Consider the following 18,469-nt stretch of genomic DNA (forward strand, 5'->3'; position numbering starts at 1 on the left):
AGGCATAGACAGGCGGACCAACAGGGAAAAAAGAATGTTCGCATATATCGTCCGTAGGATGTTTCAGTCCGTGATCGTGCTTTTGGTCGTGGGGCTTGTCGCATTCTCGATGTTCCGATTTGTCGGAGATCCGATCGACAACATGCTGGGGCAGGAGCGCACGCAAGCTGATATTGACAGGTTGCGGACCGAATTGGGTTTGGATCAACCCTTTCCGGTGCAGTATTTCAAGTTTCTGCAAGGCGCAGTTCAGGGTAATTTCGGGGTGTCTTACCGGCAAGGACGCCCAGTTTCTACAATTATAGCCGAGCGTGCTCCTGCAACCTTGGAACTGGCTTTTGTTTCGGGTTTTCTAGCCATCACTTTAGGAATTGCGCTGGGTGTTTTCACTGCTATCCGGCGACAAGGAATAGCTGCGAATGTGATCATGACCGTCAGTTTGATAGGAGTGTCGTTGCCGACTTTCCTGATCGGGATATTGTTAATTTATATCTTCTCGGTCGAGTTGGACCTGCTGCCCAGTTTTGGGAGGGGCGAGACGGTTATGATTGGTAACTGGTCAACAGGGTTCTTAACGGCTTCGGGACTTAAGGCACTGATTTTGCCTGCGATTACACTCGGCCTTTATCAAATGACCCTGATAATGCGGCTGGTTCGATCCGAGATGCTTGAGGTTTTGCGCGCTGACTATGTGCGCTTCGCGCGGGCGCGTGGACTGTCGGACCGAGTGATCAATTTCCGCCATGCGTTGAAGAATACATTGGTGCCTGTAATCACAATTACGGGGCTTCAGTTAGGCTCGATTATCGCGTTCGCCATCATCACTGAAACTGTGTTTCAATGGCCCGGAGTTGGCCTGTTATTCATCAACGCGATCCAGTTTGTCGACATACCTGTTATGGCGGCATACCTGATGTTGATCTCGGTGATGTTCGTTACGATCAACCTGATCGTGGATCTTCTGTACTATGCAATTGACCCGCGCCTGCGTGTCGACGCGAGGGCAACATGACCGAAACCGTTGAAACACCACAAACTGCTCCGAATTCGCGTTTCGCCAAGTTCTGGGACGGTGATTTTGCATGGTCCTTCCGCCACTCTCCCGTCGCTTTGGTAGCGTCTCTGGTGGTAGTGGTTTTAGTTCTGGCGGCAATTTTCGCACCTTTGATAGCACCTTATAATCCGTTTGATCCGGCCACTTTGAACCTGATGAATGGCTTTACGCCGCCGGGTACGCCCAATGCGTTCACGCAGGAGACTTTTCTGCTGGGTACTGACGATCAGGGCCGAGACGTGTTTTCGACCATTCTGTATGGTTTGCGAATATCGCTGTTTGTTGGAACGGCGGCTGTGGTGCTGGCAATGATTATCGGAGTTATCCTTGGGCTTGTCGCAGCATACTATGGTGGTTGGATCGAGACCTTTATCATGCGGGTGGCCGATGTGCAGTTAACGTTCCCCGCCATTTTGGTTGCCATGCTCATCTTTGGTATCGCAAAGGGTGTTACGCCGCCTGAATATCGCAATGAAATGGCGATTTATGTTCTAATTATTGCAATAGCGCTGTCTGACTGGGTGCAGTTTGCGCGCGTCGTGAGGGGCGCGGCGCTTGTCGAAAAGAACAAAGAATATGTACAGGCCGCGCGTCTGATCGGCCGCGGGTCGCTGCCGATCATGTTCCGCCACATCCTTCCCAACGTTTTAAGTCCAGTTCTGGTGATCGCCACAATATCCTTGGCTCTGGCAATTATCGCAGAAGCTACTTTGAGCTTTCTGGGGGTTGGAGCGCCGCCGACCCAACCCTCGTTGGGAACGTTGATCCGAATAGGGCAGGGTTTTCTGTTCTCAGGTGAATGGTGGATCCTGTTTTTCCCGGCCTGTACACTGCTGGCCCTTGCTCTGTCGGTTAATCTTCTGGGTGACTGGCTTCGAGATGCACTGAACCCGAAATTGCGGTGATTTTAAATGAGCTTACTCAAAATCGAAGACCTCACCGTGGAATTTCCCACTCGGAGACAGCTGTTCACTGCAGTAAACCATGCAAACCTGTCGGTTAAGCCGGGCGAGATTCACGGGCTGGTCGGTGAATCCGGTGCGGGTAAATCGACAATCGGGGCGGCAGTCATGGGTTTGCTTGAGCGTCCCGGGCGGATTGCCAGTGGAGAGATCAAACTGGGCGGCGAGCAGATCAGCGGTCTGGACGCTGAAGATATGCGAGGGTTAAGAGGCAAAAAGATTTCGATGATCTTTCAGGATCCGCTAACCTCCCTGAATCCACTTTTTACAGTCCGCGAACAACTTACTGAGACTATTTTGACCCATATCGGCGGGTCCGACGCTGACGCTAATAATCGGGCACGCGATCTTATCGATCGTGTCGGTATACCTGACCCCGACACCAGACTGGATCAATATCCCCATCAGTTTTCTGGAGGAATGCGTCAGAGAGTTGTGATCGCTTTGGCTCTTTGCACCGAGCCAGATGTGATTATTGCAGATGAGCCGACCACAGCGTTGGATGTATCGGTTCAGGCACAGATTTTGGATTTGATCAAGGAATTGGCACGCGAAAGGCAGGTTGGGGTCATTTTGATTACCCATGACATGGGCGTTATTGCCGACACGACGGACCGGGTAACGGTAATGTATGACGGCAAAGTCGTGGAAAGCGGATTGACTGCACAGGTCATGGGGCAACCAAAGCATGAATATACTAAGTCCTTGATTGCGGCAGTACCACGGCCGACACTGAAATTGCATCGTTTTCCTCAGATTAGCTACGGTGGGCGTGAAACGCGATTTGCCATCGACGACATGGCGCGTCATTGGCCCACTGTTGACAATGACTCATCCAAACCGGTGTTCGAAATTCGCAACCTGTCAAAACAGTTTCTTTTGAAACGTGGCTTGTTGCCTTGGGACCGGACTTACTTCACCGCTGTTGATGACGTAAGTTTCGATATTCAGGCAGGTGAGGTTTTTGGACTTGTAGGCGAATCCGGTTCGGGCAAATCCACCGTTGCTCGAATGATTGCCGGTCTTTACCCGGTTGACGGCGGCACGATCAAGTTCAATGGCCAATTGGTCAGTGATCTAAGCAACAAAGCGGTACAAGAAGAGTACCGCAGGCAAATCCAGATGATTTTCCAAGACCCTTACTCGTCGTTGAATCCGCGCATGCGCGTTGACGAGATTGTTGCAGAACCGATCCGCCACCATCGCCTGATGGAAGGAAAGGAAATCAACCGCCGTGTTGATGAACTGTTGGATCAGGTGGGGTTGGGCGCGGAAGCAGGGTTAAAATACCCACATGAGTTTTCCGGGGGGCAGCGCCAGAGAATTTCGATTGCGCGTGCCCTTGCGACGCAGCCAAGGTTTTTGATCTGCGATGAGCCGACAAGCGCGCTGGACGTATCAATTCAAGCGCAAATTCTGAACATCTTGAAGGACCTGCAGGAATATCTCGGGCTTACTATTCTGTTTATCAGCCACGATTTACCTGTTGTAAGACAAATGTGCGACCGCGTTGCCGTAATGAAACAAGGCCGAATGGTCGAGATTCAGGATACGGATGATCTTTTTGCAAACCCGCACACTGAATATGCGCGGGAGTTGCTGCGCCTTATGCCCAAACTTGATGATTTGTCCACCGATGGCCTTGGACTGGAAAGCTGATCTGGGTCCAAGCTGACCTCACAACCCGGACCCATCGCTTTACCGACCCATTGCAACGCCTTCCCGCCGGGGATCAGCAGCGCCGATCATTTGACCGTCTTTGATTAGAATAGCATGCAATCCGCTGTTTAGGTCACGCGCGCTGACCTCGTGACCCTTAGCCGTTAATGCGTCGGTGAACGACTCGGCGCTGGTTCCCTGTTCTACATCCAAAGTAGATCCATTCCGGTGGAGGAAATGCCCAGTTTCAATCGCGTCCTGAGGGTCCATATCCCAGTCGAGCACAGCGATTATCGTCTTTGCCACATAATTTATTATTCGGCTGCCGCCTGGAGACCCAACAAGAAAGTATGGTTTTCCATCTTTCATGACGATTGTGGGCGACATCGAGCTGCGCGGACGCTTGCCGCCCTCAACCCGGTTTGCGACCAATCGATCACCATCTTTTGGTGCCCGATCAAAGTCGGTTAACTCGTTATTCAACAAAAAACCTCGTACGAAAACTCGGCTGCCAAAGAATGTTTCAATGGTTGTGGTCATTGACAGGGCGTTTCCATAGCGGTCCAGAATCACAATGTGACTGGTGCCGGGCCGACCGGGGTTTTGTGAAGGTGCCAAGTTCAATGCGGATTCCTGATATGGTGGCTCTCCGGCTTTGCGCTTCTCACTGGCTTTTTCCTGGTCGATAAGCTTGGCACGGTCAGCAAGATAGCTTTTGTCCAACAGCCCTTTTATCGGCACTTCGACATAATCGCTGTCGGCCATGTAAAGGCTGCGGTCGGCATAAGCCAGTTTGGCGGCCTCTGAGTAAGTATGAGCAAACTCGGGTGACCAACCCATGCTCTTGACGTCAAAGTTGTCCAGCATTCCCAGTATCTGACCGACTGTTAGCCCACCCGAGGTTGGTGGCCCCATTCCACAAACGTCATAACCTCGATAATCAGCGCAAACCGCGGGGCGAATTTTGACGCGGTAGTCGGCCATGTCTTGCAGGGTGATGTTGTTCTCAACGTTCGAAGTGGCGGCTACGGCCGCCACGATATCTTCGGCGATCGGTCCTGTGTAAAAAGCGTCGGCACCTCGGTCGGCCAACACACGCAGCGTGTTGGCGAACTCAGGGTTTTTAAGCAAAAAGCCAGCTTTAAGTGGGCTACCATCTTGGTTGAAGAAATACTCTTTTGCCTCCGGAAAAACATCCAACGGGAAATTGCGACTTATCGTACTTTGCAACGAATTCGCCATGCGAGGGGACACTTCGAAGCCATTTTCAGCAGTGTCGATAGCCGAAGAAAACAGATCAGACCAAGGTAGTTTGCCATAGAGGTTGTGCGAAATCTCCATCAGGCGAAGAATGCCGGGAACGCCGACCGACTGTCCCCCAGTCGCGGACGGAACGAACGGGATTTTTTCACCATTTTCGTCCAGAAAACGTTCCGGCGTTGCAGAGGCAGGCGCGGTCTCACGAGCATCGAAGGTTACCAGATCACCAGTTGACGCATCCCAATACAGCATGAATGCACCACCCCCCATACCCGAGGATTGCGGTTCAACCAGATTGAGCACCAGCTGTACGGCAATCATCGCATCCGCAGCAGTACCTCCTTTTGCCAGAATGTCATAACCGGCCTGCACAGCAATTGGGTTTGCCGCTGAAATCATAAACTCGGATCCAATGACAGAATTCTTTTCTGCCCATCCATATCCTTCTTCGGGGGCTGGGTCCTGTGCGAAAGCGAAAGAACCCAAGGTCAGAGTGGACACCAGACCTGAGATGAATAAGGGCCTGATCATGATCTTCTCCTTTTTTTTAGAAGCTTGTTTTTAGAAAATTGGGGATTTGCAATCCCATCTTGTTGCTACGGTATCTGACCTCGGGACGGAACCTGAATTTACGTTGACCGACGGACTTTGCATTTTTGTCGTGAAACCTCAGTATGAGACAGCGAATGCTACTTAGGCACGGCCCAATACCTCGGTTTCACGTCACGCTAAGAAGGTGCACAAGATGTCACACACTGAAGTCCGGGAAGAGGGAATGCGGATTGGCGGAAAGGTCGTTTTCGCCAAAGACAAGGTTCCTGTACATTACCCTTATACCAATGAAGTGATTGGATATGTGCCTGCTGGATCGGTTGAGCACGTGCGTGCGGCATTTGAAGTTGCCGCCCGGTACAAGCCAACATTGACGCGATATGAGCGGAGTCAAATTTTGCAGCGCGCAGGAGAGCTGATTGGTGAGCGGTACGTATACCTTGCCAAATGGCTGACTCTTGAACTGGGCATCTGTCATCAGCACGCGATTTACGAAACTAAGCGTGCACAGGATGTTTTCCAGTTTGCCGCAGCAGAGGCATTGAAAGATGATGGTGAGGTGTTTTCGTGTGATCTAACTCGGAACGGCCAGGCGCGCAAAATCTATACGCAGCGTGAGCCGGTTCGGGCAATTTCCGCAATCACGCCATTTAATCACCCACTGAACATGGTAAGCCACAAAGTCGCGCCTTCTATCGCCACTAACAACTGTATGGTCTGCAAGCCAACGGAGCTGACGCCGTTAACCTGCCTGTCGCTGGCGGATATTCTTTACGAAGCGGGGTTGCCGCCTGAAATGTTTCAGGTGGTTACTGGTTGGCCGCAGGATATTGGTGATGAGATGGTCACTAATAGCAATGTTGACATCGTTACCTTTACTGGTGGCGTGACAGTTGGCAAGCAGATTGCGGCCAAGGGGGTCTACAAACGTCTGGCCCTCGAACTTGGCGGAAACGACCCATTGATTGTGCTCAATGACCTTGGTGAAACTGATTTGGACCGCGCGGCGACCATCGCCGTCGCTGGGGCCATTGGAAATTCGGGTCAACGCTGCACAGCTGTTAAGCGTATTTTGGTTCAGCAAAGCGTAGCCGATCGGTTTGTTCCGCTAGTTCTTAAAAAGGCCAAAGCGATCAGATTTGGCGACCCGCAGGACCCAGAAACCCAACTGGGTTGTGTAATCCATGACAAAGCAGCCGAATTGTTTGAGAATCGTGTCTTTCAAGCTGAAAAAGAGGGCGCCGAAATCCTTTATCATCCCGGGCGCCAAGGTGCGCTTTTGCCTCCAATCGTAGTCGACAAGGTGCCTCTGAACTGCGAACTGATCGTGGAGGAAACCTTTGGTCCGATTGTGCCTATCCTCCGGGTGTCGGACGACGATGACGAGGTGATGCGTATTTCGAACGCAACAGCTTATGGGCTATCCTCTGGTGTTTGCACCAACGACCTAAACCGGGCAATCGCTTTCATTAACGGTTTGAATGTAGGTTCATGCAACATTTGGGAACAGCCCGGGTACCGGATAGAAATGTCCCCGTTTGGCGGTATCAAGAACAGCGGTAACGGGGTCAAAGAAGGCGTTATCGAAGCTATGAAGTTTTTCACTAATCTTAAAACGTACTCGCTGCCCTGGGTGACTTAGCGAAGGGTCCAAATGTGGCCCAGTCGTCCGGGTAATCGGTAGGCACAATCAAAGAATAGTATTGAATAGTTTTCTCAAGGCGAAGACAAAGAGTGGCGTACATTATTCCAAACAATATGAAAGGTCGGAGCCATGGCAAACATCACGGCAGAAATCCTGTCCTTGGATCAAATTAGAGAGCTTGCCATAACCGTGCTTACTGCCGCTGGAATGGATGCGAACGGCGGATCCTTGATTGCCAACATTGTCACCCAGTCGGAACGCGATGGTTTGCGCAGCCACGGTTTGCGTATGTTGCCGTTCTATGTTCAGAGTTTTCAATCCGGCTATGCCAACCCGGTCGCCAGACCATTAATCGAACGGATCGCTCCGGGTGTTCTTCGAGGCGATGGCGACAACGGGTACTACCAAATTGCTGCTGCATTAGCGCAAGACGATCTGGCCGGAATTGCTCAAGAAAATGGGATAGCTGCGTTTACTTGCGCGAACTGTCACCATCTGGCTGCGCTTCGTTTCGATACCGAGTCATTTGCTGAAGCGGGTTTGATCGCCTTGATGATGGTGAATTCGCTTTCCATGGTAGTGCCTCAGGGGGGTGTGCGTCCGGTTTTTGGAACCAACCCGATGTCCTTTGCATGTCCGAGGAAAGGCATGGCTCCAGTGGTTTGGGATCAGGCCTCATCAATGATGGCATTGATGGATATCAAATTGGCTGCGGCTGAAGGGCGTGACCTGCCAAGGGCGGCTGGGTTGGATAGCACTGGACAACCTAGCACCGATCCGAAGGCAATTTTAGAAACTTGCAGCCTTTTGCCGTTTGGAGAACACAAGGGGGCTGCAATCGCCTTTCTGGTTGAGGTTCTGGGTGCAGCCTTGGCGGGAGGAGCCTTGTCAGTGGACAATGCAGACCGGGATGCGCATGGAGCCTTGAACATCAAGGGTGGCTCGACACTGATTGTCATTGATCCGGCACGGTTTGGGAATGCTTCTTTTGACGACTACCTTACGCGCATTTGCGCCGAGATTGAGGGAAATGGCGATGCACGCGTCCCAGGTGACGGTCGGTTGAAGCATCGTGCAGCTGCAGACTCTGACGGGGTTGCAGTTAGTGCCGAGTTGATTTCCCAGTTACGCAACATTCACTAGTCACAGGCGAAACTGGGAATTTCTGAAGTCTTTGTTTTGTGCGGTCCCGACAAATTTCAAAGGTCAAATGATTTTGAAAATTTCAGTGCCGAAAAAAACCGAGCGTTGAAATCGCTGAAAATAAGGTGAGATCGGACGAGGAGCTTTGTTGCGAGTTTTAATCACTGTCTTGCGGTTATTGCGCGAAACCGGTGTTTACAACCGACCCTGCAAAATTTGGATCTTGTCTGTTCTGGCGCAAAATACTGATGCGCATTTGGTTTACGTCCGATCTGGAAGGTCGCTGTAAGTCGTTAGCTTTGCCCCGCCTTGTTTGCACGAGTCTTAATCTAATCAGCGCTAAAATGATTAAAAAATGTGCAAGCATTGGGCTGATTGGTGAAAAGAGCGCGTGGGCAATAGAGTTTCAACGGGTAAGCCGTGAAAAAGTTTCACAGGAATATCTCTGGAAGACTCTGTCATTAATCAGTTTTCGCACATACCGTCCGAAGATTTATCCGTGCAACCGCGCGCTGAAGGTGTTGTCGAGCTCAGCATAAAACCTTTGGGAGGGCGTAGTGTGATCGACAAATTTCGGCAAGTAGGTTCTTTCAAATGTTTGTTTCCGAGAGGGGACAGACAGGATTTAGATGCTGTCCTTCTGAATACAGCGGGTGGAGTCACCGGGGGCGACAGGTTTAGGCTTAACGTTGAAGCAAAGTCAGGAACGAGTCTGACATTGACGACGCAAGCCTGTGAACGCGCCTACAAGGCGAAACCTAGCCAGACCGGGAAAGTCAGAAGTCAGATAAAAGTTCGAACTGGAGCGAGGGTAAACTGGTTGCCGCAAGAAACGCTTCTGTTCAACGGGAGCGCTTTGGATCGGCGGTTGGTCATTGACCTTGAAGCAAAGAGCCACGTTTTGATGGTGGAGCCTCTTGTTTTTGGCCGACCTGCAATGGGGGAAATACTGAATGCCATTCGGCTGCGAGACCGGATAGAAATCTGGCAGGAAAAAAAGGTCACGTTTCTGGACGCGATATCTTTTTCAGGCAATTTGCACGAACATCTTGACCGGCCCAATATCGCGCAGGGGGCCGGCGCAATGGCGCTGGTAGTTTTCGCCTCGGACATGGCCGAAGGGCAACTAAGCCCGATCTGCGATATGTTGCCTGATACAGGTGGTGCCAGTTTGCTTCAAAAAAACCTGCTGACTGTGCGCCTATTGGCGAAGAACGGTTATTATCTTCGACAGTCTTTACTGCCAGTTTTACGGCAATTGAACAACAATACTCTCCCAAGATGTTGGATGCTTTGACATGAACCTAACTCCCCGTGAGAAGGAAAAATTATTAGTTGCCATGGCGGCTGAGGTTGCACGCAAGCGGCTGGCTCGGGGTGTAAAGCTGAACCACCCCGAAGCAATTGCTCTTATTACAGACGCAGTGGTGGAAGGTGCCCGCGATGGGCGTTCTGTGGCTGACATGATGGAGGCTGGGGCAGATGTTATTTCCAGAGAACAATGTATGGCAGGTGTTCCTGAAATGATCCACGAAGTTCAGGTCGAAGCGACCTTTCCGGATGGCACCAAGTTGGTGACCGTCCACAATCCAATCCGATAACCAACTAAGGATGCTCCCATGACGCGCTTGCTGTTTCCAGCTCTTTTTTTGTCCGGTCCGGCAATGGCCCATTCTGGCCCAAGTTTCCACGCCCATAGCACTGATTATGTAGTGTTGGGCACCGGGTTGGTCTTTGCGGCATTGGTCGCAATTACTCTTCTGTCGAAGCTGCCGAAATGATCCCCGGGGAGTTGTTTTCGGTCAAAGGTGAAATCACGCTGAATGCCGATGCGAAAGCGGTCAATTTGTTGGTCGCAAATACTGGCGATCGACCAGTGCAAGTGGGCTCGCATTACCATTTTGCGGAAACCAACCCGGCGCTGGAATTCGACCGCGACGCCGCGTACGGCATGCGATTGGATATCGCCCCTGGAACGGCCGTTCGGTTCGAGCCGGGGCAAAGTCGCGAAGTCTTCTTGATCCCAATCGGTGGCGCGCGCAAGGTTTACGGATTTAACCAAAAGGTTATGGGGTCACTCTGATGCCGGCAAAAATCAAACGCTCAGATTTTGCAGCCATGTTTGGCCCAACGGTTGGAGACAAACTTCGTCTGGCTGACACTGATTTGATAATCGAGGTCGAGCGAGATCTGGCCGCTGAAAGTTCCGGGTCCGCAAGCTCGGGCGGCACTGGTGAAAACGCGTTGCTTTATGGCGAGGAAGTCAAATTCGGCGGTGGCAAGGTTATTCGGGATGGTATGGGACAATCTCAGGTGACACGTGCGGGCGGCGCCGTGGACACTGTGATTACCAATGCACTAATTGTTGATTACTCCGGCATATACAAGGCGGATGTAGGTTTAAAAGACGGTCGAATCTCCAAAATCGGAAAAGCCGGCAATCCGGACATGCAACCCGGGGTCGATATAATCATCGGACCCGGCACCGAAGCTATCGCTGGCGAAGGGCGCATCCTAACCGCAGGTGGGTTCGACAGTCATATCCATTTTATTTGCCCGCAACAGATCGAGGACGCGTTGCACTCCGGTCTGACAACAATGTTGGGGGGCGGTACCGGCCCGGCACACGGTACATTGGCGACCACTTGCACTCCTGGTCCGTGGCACATTGGACGGATGCTGCAGGCGGCTGACGCTTTTCCAATGAATCTGGCCTTTGCTGGCAAGGGGAACGCCTCGTTGCCCACAGCATTGGAAGAACAAGTCAACGCCGGAGCTTGTGCACTAAAGCTGCACGAAGACTGGGGCACGACACCGGCTGCGATCGACTGTTGCCTCACCGTGGCTGACGCGATGGACGTTCAGGTTATGATCCATACTGACACGTTGAACGAGTCCGGTTTCGTGGAAAACACGGTGGGCGCAATGAAGGGCCGTACAATCCATGCATTCCACACGGAAGGTGCCGGAGGCGGCCACGCGCCTGACATCATAAAGATTTGCGGAGAGCAGCACGTTCTGCCCTCTTCGACAAACCCAACGCGGCCATTTACGGTGAATACGGTCGAAGAACACTTGGACATGCTTATGGTTTGTCACCACCTCGACAAATCCATCCCTGAAGATGTGGCATTTGCCGAAAGCAGAATACGGCGTGAAACCATTGCGGCCGAAGACATCCTTCACGACATGGGTGCTTTCAGTATTATAGCCTCAGACAGTCAAGCCATGGGCCGTGTAGGCGAGGTATTGATCCGCACCTGGCAAACCGCTGACAAGATGAAAAAACAGCGAGGGCGTCTTCCTGAAGAGACCGGTGAAAATGATAATATGCGTGTCCGTCGCTATATAGCCAAATACACCATCAACCCGGCGATTGCGCACGGTCTGAGCCATGAAATCGGCAGCATTGAAGAGGGAAAACGCGCTGACTTGGTCCTGTGGAACCCCGCTTTCTTTGGGGTGAAACCCGAGATGGTTCTTCTAGGGGGAACCATTGTATGTGCTCAGATGGGCGATCCCAACGCCTCGATCCCAACGCCGCAGCCAGTTTACAGCCGCCCGATGTTCGGAGCCTTTGGGCGTTCGGTTGAGAACTCGGCGATCACATTTGTGTCGGAAGCCGCGCAAGCTAAAGGGATTGGTGATACATTGGGTCTGGCAAAACAGACTGTCGCCGTGCGCGATACAAGGGACATTGGCAAAAGCGACCTGCTGCTAAACGATGCGACCCCAAGGATTGAAGTGGATCCTGAAACCTACGACGTTCGCGCCGATGGCGAGCTGCTGACCTGCCAGCCTGCCGAGATTCTACCGATGGCACAGCGCTATTTTATGTTTTGAGATTATAAGGAGGCCCCAGATGTCGATCGCTATCAAAACGGCCCGAATTTACCATGACCGCCCGCAAGCTCCTGTGTATTCTCAAGTTTCGCTTGATTATGATGGGCGTTTTTTGCGCCGCAAAATGCTGGCTACCGATGACGGCGAGGCATTTCTAGTCGATCTAGCCCAAACCAAGTCATTGGATCACGGAGGTGTTTTGGTTCTGGAAGATGGGCGTGAGATCGAAATTGTCGCAGCGCCAGAAGAGTTGCTGGAAGTAACTGGTGAAAACTTACTGCGTCTGGCTTGGCATATCGGAAATCGTCATACCCCTTGCCAGATCGAATTGCGCAGACTGCTAATTCAGCGTGATCATGTGATCCGCGATATGCTTGTGAAATTAGGGGCCAGCACGCGTGAAGTTATCGAGCCGTTCACGCCTGAAGGCGGAGCATATGGGCATGGCAGGACACATGGTCACGCCCACTGACTCAGATATCCTAACGCTGACGCAGTGGTTTTCACCTGCCTATCCGGTGGGAGGATTTGCCTATTCACACGGTTTGGAATGGGCCATCGAAAGTTCCGATGTAACGGATGCGCAGCAAACGCGCGCGTGGATTGCAGACGTATTGCAATATGGCTCCGGCCGAAATGACGGCATTTTCTTGATGGCGGCATACAAAGCTAAGGACAAAAAAGAACTGTTGGAAGTTGACGCAAAGGCACGCGCCTTTTGCGCATCATCTGAAAGGCTGTCCGAGACTCTTTTGCTGGGCACTGCTTTTTGCTCAGTGACTGCTAATGTTTGGGAAATAAACATGCCTAAACTCACCTATCCGGTTGCTGTGGGATACGCAGCCCATTGTCAAAACCTGCCTTCGGGGCTGACTTGTCAAATGTTTCTGCAAAGTTTTATGGCTAATCTTGTGGCTTGCGCGACGCGGCTGATACCGCTTGGGCAGACAGAAGGACAGCATCTGATCCGAGAACTGACGCCTCTTTGTGCCGAGGTTGCTCAACAGGCGCAGGAAAGCGATCTTGATGCTTTGGGGTCGACCGCATTTTTTTGCGATGTGGCGTCGATGAAACATGAGCGCCAGTATTCGAGGATATTCCGAACATGAGTAAAATGAACGGACCATTGCGGGTTGGAATAGGAGGCCCAGTAGGGGCGGGAAAGACAACTCTTACGGCCGCACTGTCCACAGCATTGCGAGACAGAGTTTCCATTGGTGTGATTACCAATGATATCTATACCCGTGAAGATGCCGAGGCCCTGATGCGCATGCAGATTTTGCCACAGGATCGGATCATAGGCGTGGAGACGGGTGGGTGCCCTCACACCGCGATCAGAGAGGACGCTTCGATTAATCTAGCTGCTGTCGCAGAAATGCAGGACCGTCACCCGGACATTGATGTGGTTCTGATCGAGAGCGGTGGAGACAATCTGTCTGCGACGTTCAGTCCGGAACTTGCCGATGTTACTTTGTATGTAATCGACGTCGCGGCGGGTGAGGAAATACCGCGCAAAGGTGGCCCGGCGATAACCAAATCAGACATTTTGATTATTAATAAAACCGACCTCGCCCCCCATGTCGGGGCATCCTTAGACGTTATGGACAGCGATGCAGGTAAAATGCGTCAGGGAAGGCCTTTTGTATTCTCGTCCTTGCGACATGGTGAGGGTGTTGACCACATTGTGGATCTGCTGGCCCAGATTGGCGGGCTCGAGTTATCGGACACAGTCGCGCAAAATCAGGATTAAGGCGCTCAGCGGGGTTTACTAACTTGCAATGTGATATGGCGGTCGATTCAAGATCGAAAATTCAGACGTAGAGATTTTCGAGTTCGGCATTGGTGCCAGATCGGGTGTATTCGGTTGCGCGCTTTCTGCTGATGCTAAAAGCTCTGTACTGGTAGAATTGAGGATCACAGGATACCGTAATAGCCAAATCTGATAGGCAGGGAATTCAGAACCGTCCTTGGGGAAGCAACTTCGTCAGTAGAGAACAAAATGCCCGCACCAACATTGCATTTCTCGATGCAGGAGTTTCAGAACAGGATCGCAAAGACCCGGTCAGAGATGACCCGTAAAGGCATCGATATTTTGATTGTGACCGACCCGTCGAACATGAACTGGCTTACCGGTTACGATGGCTGGTCTTTTTATGTGCATCAATGCGTTGTTCTGAGGTTGAACGATGACCCGATCTGGTTTGGACGCAGTCAGGACGCCAACGGCGCGTTGCGCACATGCTTTATGGACCCGGTTAATATCATTGGTTATCCCGATCACTACGTGCAATCCCCAGAGCGGCATCCAATGGACTATTTATCGGCACGGCTAAAAGATCTTGGTGCCGGTAGCGGTTCAATTGGCGTGGAAATGGACAACTATTGGTTCACGGCGGCGGCATTTGCGTCGCTGCAAAAGAATTTGCCGGACGCCAAATTCAACGACGCCAACACGTTGGTCAATTGGCAGCGCGCAGTGAAATCTGAAGCCGAGCTGACCTATATGCGGCAGGCGGGAAAGATTGTTGAGCGTATGCACCGCCGGATATTCGAAAAGGTCGAGCCAGGAATTCGCAAATGCGATCTTGTTGCAGAAATCTATGATGCTGGATTGCGATACGACGAAGGTTTGGGTTTCGGTGGTGACTATCCCGCGATTGTACCGCTTCTTCCGTCTGGTTCCGATGCGGCAGCGCCACATCTGACTTGGGATGATAAGGAAATGAAATCAGGTGAGGGCACATTCTTTGAAATTGCTGGGGCTGTTAATCGCTATCATTGTCCACTGTCGCGCACTGTTTTTCTAGGAAGACCAACACAAACATTTCTGGACGCTGAAGAAGCGGTGTTGGAAGGCATGGAGGCGGGGCTCGAGAAAGCAATTGTTGGAAATACATGCGAAGACATAGCTTACGCGTTTTTTAAAGTTCTTAAGAAACATGGCATCGAGAAAGACAATCGTACCGGCTATCCGATCGGAATAAGTTACCCACCAGATTGGGGTGAACGGACGATGTCGTTGCGCCCCGGCGATACAACAGTTTTGCAAGAGAATATGACTTTCCACTTTATGACAGGACTCTGGATGGAGGATTGGGGGTTTGAAATTACCGAGACCATTCGTATTGGTCAGACAAATCCCGAGTGCCTCTCAAACGTGCCGCGTAAAATGTTGGTTAAGGACTAGCCGATGAAAGCGAACCCAATCTCGCCGACGATTCCTTTGGATCAAGATGGTGTTCACCATGGATTTCTGAGATTGCCGTATAGTCGGGATGACAGCGCTTGGGGTTCGATCATGATCCCGCTGACGGTAATCCAGCATGGAAAGGGTCCTACCGCATTGTTAACCGGTGCCAATCATGGCGATGAATATGAGGGGCCAATAGCACTGCACGAGTTGGCTGCAACGACACGGGCCGAAGATGTATCAGGGCGGCTTATTGTTGTCCCCGCCTTCAATTATCCCGCCTTTCTGTCGGGCAGCCGCACTTCACCAATTGACAAAGGAAACTTGAACCGCTCGTTTCCTGGGCGGCCTGACGGAACGGTTACGGAAAAAATAGCAGATTATTTTCAACGCACATTGTTGCCAATGGCGGATATTGCGGTTGATTTTCATTCCGGCGGCAAGACACTTGACTTTGTACCATTTGCCGCAGCGCATATCTTGGATGACAAGAAAACGCAGAAGGAATGTTTCGCTGCAATGAAGGCGTTCAACGCACCGTATTCCGTACAATTGTTGGAGATCGACAACTTGGGAATGTACGATACAGCCGTCGAAAATCTGGGAAAAGTTCTGGTCACAACTGAATTGGGCGGCGGCGGCACGTCCACTGCGCAGACCAACGCAATAGCTAAAAAAGGTCTGCGCAACGTGCTTATCCACGCCGGGATTCTGCAAGGTGAGATGCAGTTGGACCCGACAATAAATGTGACGATGCCCGATGAAGACTGTTTCTTGTTCAGCGATGGCGAAGGACTGCACGAGGCGGTGATTGATCTGGGCGACCGGGTGGAAAAAGGCGAGTTGATTGCTCGGGTTTGGCCGATGGATCGTACAGGGGTGCCGCCTCGAGAATATTACGCGCGCCGCGAAGGGCTGTTGATCAGCCGCCACTTTCCTGGCCTCATAAAATCTGGCGATTGTGTTGCTGTAGTAGGCGTGAGTTGAATGTTTGCATAGGAATGAGCAGTCCGCCCCATAAAACCCGCTAAATTCTGATGCGCGAAAGAAAGCCAACGTATTTCACAGCGGTGATTTCTTGCTTCCGAACGATGATGTCGTCAGGTCGTAGGTGTTTTGTACAGCGTCGTTGAAGTTCCCGCGGGTTTGTTATCTGAAAACTCCGCTGCATTTCGATACAGAGAAATTCCTGCCCCACTACTTTCGGTGACTCCGCTTGGAACTTCAAAAATGATATTCTCGTCACTCCAATTAATGATGCTGAATTTTTTGGGGTTTGACCGTCCAGCGACCTTTCTGCATGCCACACAGAACGGGAAGTCCCATGTGATGCCGGAGGCTGCCCGCTCTTTGGCCCAGCATTGCGTAACTTTTTATGAAACGCCGACAACTGAGGACCGCACGGCGGGAGCGTTTGATTTCGAAGGCCGTATTACACCAGAGTGGCTGGTGGCAAACACCGCAATTGATCGCGCAGAATATTACATCTGCGGTCCGCGGGCGTTTATGACAATGGCGGTTAATGGGCTGAAAGCAGCAGGCGTCGCAGACAGTCGAATACGGTACGAGTTCTTTGGTCCAGCCCTCGCGCTTGGCGCGGCCTGATCCAGTTTCAATCAAAAAATGGCGGGTACGAAAGTGGCACGGCTCTTCCCTAGGTTGCCGTGTTCATTTGGTCGGAGTGAGAGGATTCGAACCTCCGACCCCTGCCTCCCGAAGACAGTGCTCTACCAGGCTGAGCTACACTCCGACCGTGGCGCGTGATCTATACTTCGGGATGTGGGTGCGCAAGAGGGATTTCCCAAACAAAACACAAAAACCCGTTTCGCCGGGATTGGAATATCTGTTGGGTTTCCGGAAAAAAATGAACACTCATCTCAAAGGATCGGTGCGATACAACCTGATCTTTGTGCCGCCGTGATCTACCACCGGACCAGGCGGCAAGAAGGGTAAGCGGGTGGCGCGAGCGAGTGATGAATTGCTGGTGACCAATCCAACTCGCCATCCCGAAAAACGGGCGATCAGAACTTTGCCAAGACTGCCATACAAAGACCGCAGCCGCTTGTCGTCGCCTATTCTTCCACCGTAAGGGGGGTTTACAATGATCAAGCCGCAGGGGCCTGGTGGGGCTTTAATATCGCTTAAAGACTTTTGGAGAAACTGGGTAACTTCGTTGACACCTGCCCGTTCCGCGTTGGCCTTGGCGCTTTCAACAGCTCCGGCGTTTCTGTCCGAGCCGAAGAAAGTCAAGCCGGACTTGTATTCTTGAGTGGTGCTGCGCATCGTCTGCCAAAGAGCGCGATCAAAAGTTGCAAGTTCCTCGAAAGCAAAGTGTCGTGTACGCCCGGGGAGTAAACCGAGTGCAATCTCAGCCGCTTCGATTACGAAAGTTCCTGAGCCGCACATCGGGTCCAAAACAGGTTCTGATCTATCAAAGCTACACTCTCGGAGGAACATGGCGGCCATCGTCTCGCGCATTGGCGCCTTGGCGACAGCCACTTTATGGCCACGCTTGTGGAGCGGCTCTCCTGAACTGTCGACAGAGAAGGTGCAGATATCCTTTTCTATCCGAAGAAGGACGCGCAATTTGGCGTTTGTCGAAATGGGAGCGCCCAACGATTCTGTTATCGCGCGTTCCACCCGCTGCCGCGCGGCACCGGCATGATATATACGGGACTTTCGACTGATTGCTTCAACTTTTACAGGGACATTCGGGCGTAACACGTTGAACCACGGAAATTTTCGAGCTCGCTTGTCTAATTGCGCAAGATGAACAGCTGGAAAACCACCCAATCGCACCAGAACCTTGTTGGCGCCCCGCAAGACCAGATTTGCGCGCCATACTTCGGACCAATCGCCGCGGCATAAAACGCCACCCGCAACAGCCTGTGCTTCGGTAAATCCTAACTGGATCGCTTCTGCGCAAAGCGGTGCCTCAAGGCCGGGCGTGGCGACCAGAAAAATTTCAAGATCATCGGTGTCTTCCATCGTGGTTCCTTACACCGGTTGTGAGGTGGGGGCGACAGCCAAATTTGATACGCGTATTTGCACTCAATTTCCGCATTCCACCCATAATGTGGTATTGATGTCGCGATTTGGTCTGTATCGGGTTTGCGTTTGCATTCGTCCCCGCGTAAAGGAGCCGTAATCGGGTTAAGGTC

18 protein-coding genes and 1 tRNA gene are annotated in these 18,469 nt (G+C 51.8%); 16 read left to right on the plus strand and 3 right to left on the minus strand.

All coding sequences use genetic code 11. The features are described from left to right. The first annotated feature begins 34 nt into the window (after positions 1–34). The 3 genes from GOV45_RS17145 to GOV45_RS17155 are packed head-to-tail and all read left to right on the plus strand — an operon-like array spanning position 35 to position 3,675. A complete protein-coding gene (locus GOV45_RS17145) occupies positions 35–1,012 on the plus strand; it encodes an ABC transporter permease (RefSeq protein WP_170480031.1) in 978 nt (325 codons plus the stop codon). Further along, positions 1,009–1,959 carry an ABC transporter permease gene (locus GOV45_RS17150; RefSeq protein ID WP_170480033.1) on the plus strand — a complete coding sequence of 317 codons (951 nt, stop codon included), beginning with the start codon at positions 1,009–1,011 and terminating at the stop codon, positions 1,957–1,959. The genes GOV45_RS17145 and GOV45_RS17150 overlap by 4 nt, the downstream gene beginning before the upstream one ends. Before the next feature lie 6 nt (positions 1,960–1,965). After that, positions 1,966–3,675 (plus strand): ABC transporter ATP-binding protein, encoded by a 1,710-nt coding sequence (locus GOV45_RS17155; protein WP_170480035.1) that lies wholly within the window; start codon positions 1,966–1,968, stop codon positions 3,673–3,675. A gap of 39 nt (positions 3,676–3,714) precedes the next feature. Here the strand turns inward: GOV45_RS17155 and ggt are convergent, their stop codons facing one another. Next, positions 3,715–5,466, minus strand: a complete 1,752-nt coding sequence (ggt, locus tag GOV45_RS17160; protein ID WP_170480037.1) for a gamma-glutamyltransferase — start codon at positions 5,464–5,466, stop codon at positions 3,715–3,717. 214 nt (positions 5,467–5,680) lie between these two features. On the opposite strand from ggt, the gene phnY reads away from it, so the two are divergent. From phnY to GOV45_RS17225, 13 genes are all read left to right on the plus strand, one after another. Continuing rightward, the gene (gene phnY / locus GOV45_RS17165) at positions 5,681–7,129 is read left to right on the plus strand and encodes a phosphonoacetaldehyde dehydrogenase (RefSeq protein ID WP_170480038.1); all 1,449 of its coding nucleotides are present in this window, start codon (positions 5,681–5,683) and stop codon (positions 7,127–7,129) included. A 132-nt stretch (positions 7,130–7,261) separates the two neighbouring features. Further along, positions 7,262–8,275, plus strand: a complete 1,014-nt coding sequence (locus tag GOV45_RS17170; RefSeq protein ID WP_170480040.1) for an Ldh family oxidoreductase — start codon at positions 7,262–7,264, stop codon at positions 8,273–8,275. A 559-nt stretch (positions 8,276–8,834) separates the two neighbouring features. Then, a complete protein-coding gene (locus GOV45_RS17175) occupies positions 8,835–9,572 on the plus strand; it encodes an urease accessory protein UreD (protein ID WP_367648690.1) in 738 nt (245 codons plus the stop codon). 1 nt (position 9,573) lies between these two features. Beyond that, complete coding sequence (locus GOV45_RS17180) at positions 9,574–9,876, plus strand: urease subunit gamma (protein WP_170480044.1); 303 nt, start codon at positions 9,574–9,576, stop codon at positions 9,874–9,876. 18 nt (positions 9,877–9,894) lie between these two features. Further along, on the plus strand, positions 9,895–10,056 hold the full coding sequence (locus GOV45_RS17185) for a hypothetical protein (RefSeq protein WP_170480046.1): 162 nt from the start codon (positions 9,895–9,897) through the stop codon (positions 10,054–10,056). Beyond that, positions 10,053–10,358 (plus strand): urease subunit beta, encoded by a 306-nt coding sequence (locus GOV45_RS17190; protein ID WP_170480048.1) that lies wholly within the window; start codon positions 10,053–10,055, stop codon positions 10,356–10,358. The genes GOV45_RS17185 and GOV45_RS17190 overlap by 4 nt, the downstream gene beginning before the upstream one ends. Continuing rightward, the gene (ureC, locus tag GOV45_RS17195) at positions 10,358–12,118 is read left to right on the plus strand and encodes an urease subunit alpha (RefSeq protein ID WP_170480050.1); all 1,761 of its coding nucleotides are present in this window, start codon (positions 10,358–10,360) and stop codon (positions 12,116–12,118) included. Before GOV45_RS17190 ends, ureC begins: the two co-directional genes overlap by 1 nt. A gap of 19 nt (positions 12,119–12,137) precedes the next feature. Further along, a complete protein-coding gene (locus GOV45_RS17200) occupies positions 12,138–12,590 on the plus strand; it encodes an urease accessory protein UreE (RefSeq protein WP_170480052.1) in 453 nt (150 codons plus the stop codon). Continuing rightward, positions 12,562–13,227: an urease accessory protein UreF gene (locus GOV45_RS17205; protein ID WP_254448031.1), complete on the plus strand. Its 666-nt coding sequence runs from the start codon at positions 12,562–12,564 to the stop codon at positions 13,225–13,227. The genes GOV45_RS17200 and GOV45_RS17205 overlap by 29 nt, the downstream gene beginning before the upstream one ends. Further along, positions 13,224–13,868 carry an urease accessory protein UreG gene (gene ureG, locus GOV45_RS17210; RefSeq protein WP_170480054.1) on the plus strand — a complete coding sequence of 215 codons (645 nt, stop codon included), beginning with the start codon at positions 13,224–13,226 and terminating at the stop codon, positions 13,866–13,868. The genes GOV45_RS17205 and ureG overlap by 4 nt, the downstream gene beginning before the upstream one ends. A gap of 249 nt (positions 13,869–14,117) precedes the next feature. After that, on the plus strand, positions 14,118–15,305 hold the full coding sequence (doeA, locus tag GOV45_RS17215; protein WP_170480056.1) for an ectoine hydrolase DoeA: 1,188 nt from the start codon (positions 14,118–14,120) through the stop codon (positions 15,303–15,305). A gap of 3 nt (positions 15,306–15,308) precedes the next feature. Beyond that, a complete protein-coding gene (gene doeB / locus GOV45_RS17220; protein ID WP_170480058.1) occupies positions 15,309–16,295 on the plus strand; it encodes a N(2)-acetyl-L-2,4-diaminobutanoate deacetylase DoeB in 987 nt (328 codons plus the stop codon). 267 nt (positions 16,296–16,562) lie between these two features. Beyond that, positions 16,563–16,913 (plus strand): hypothetical protein, encoded by a 351-nt coding sequence (locus tag GOV45_RS17225; protein WP_170480060.1) that lies wholly within the window; start codon positions 16,563–16,565, stop codon positions 16,911–16,913. A gap of 68 nt (positions 16,914–16,981) precedes the next feature. Here GOV45_RS17225 and GOV45_RS17230 read toward each other — a convergent pair. Next, positions 16,982–17,058 (minus strand) — tRNA-Pro (locus GOV45_RS17230). 122 nt (positions 17,059–17,180) lie between these two features. Beyond that, on the minus strand, positions 17,181–18,296 hold the full coding sequence (locus GOV45_RS17235) for a THUMP domain-containing class I SAM-dependent RNA methyltransferase (RefSeq protein ID WP_170480061.1): 1,116 nt from the start codon (positions 18,294–18,296) through the stop codon (positions 17,181–17,183). Positions 18,297–18,469: the final 173 nt, after the last annotated feature.

Origin of the sequence: Ruegeria arenilitoris, assembly GCF_013035425.1 — a bacterium.
Lineage (GTDB): Bacteria > Pseudomonadota > Alphaproteobacteria > Rhodobacterales > Rhodobacteraceae > Ruegeria > Ruegeria arenilitoris_A.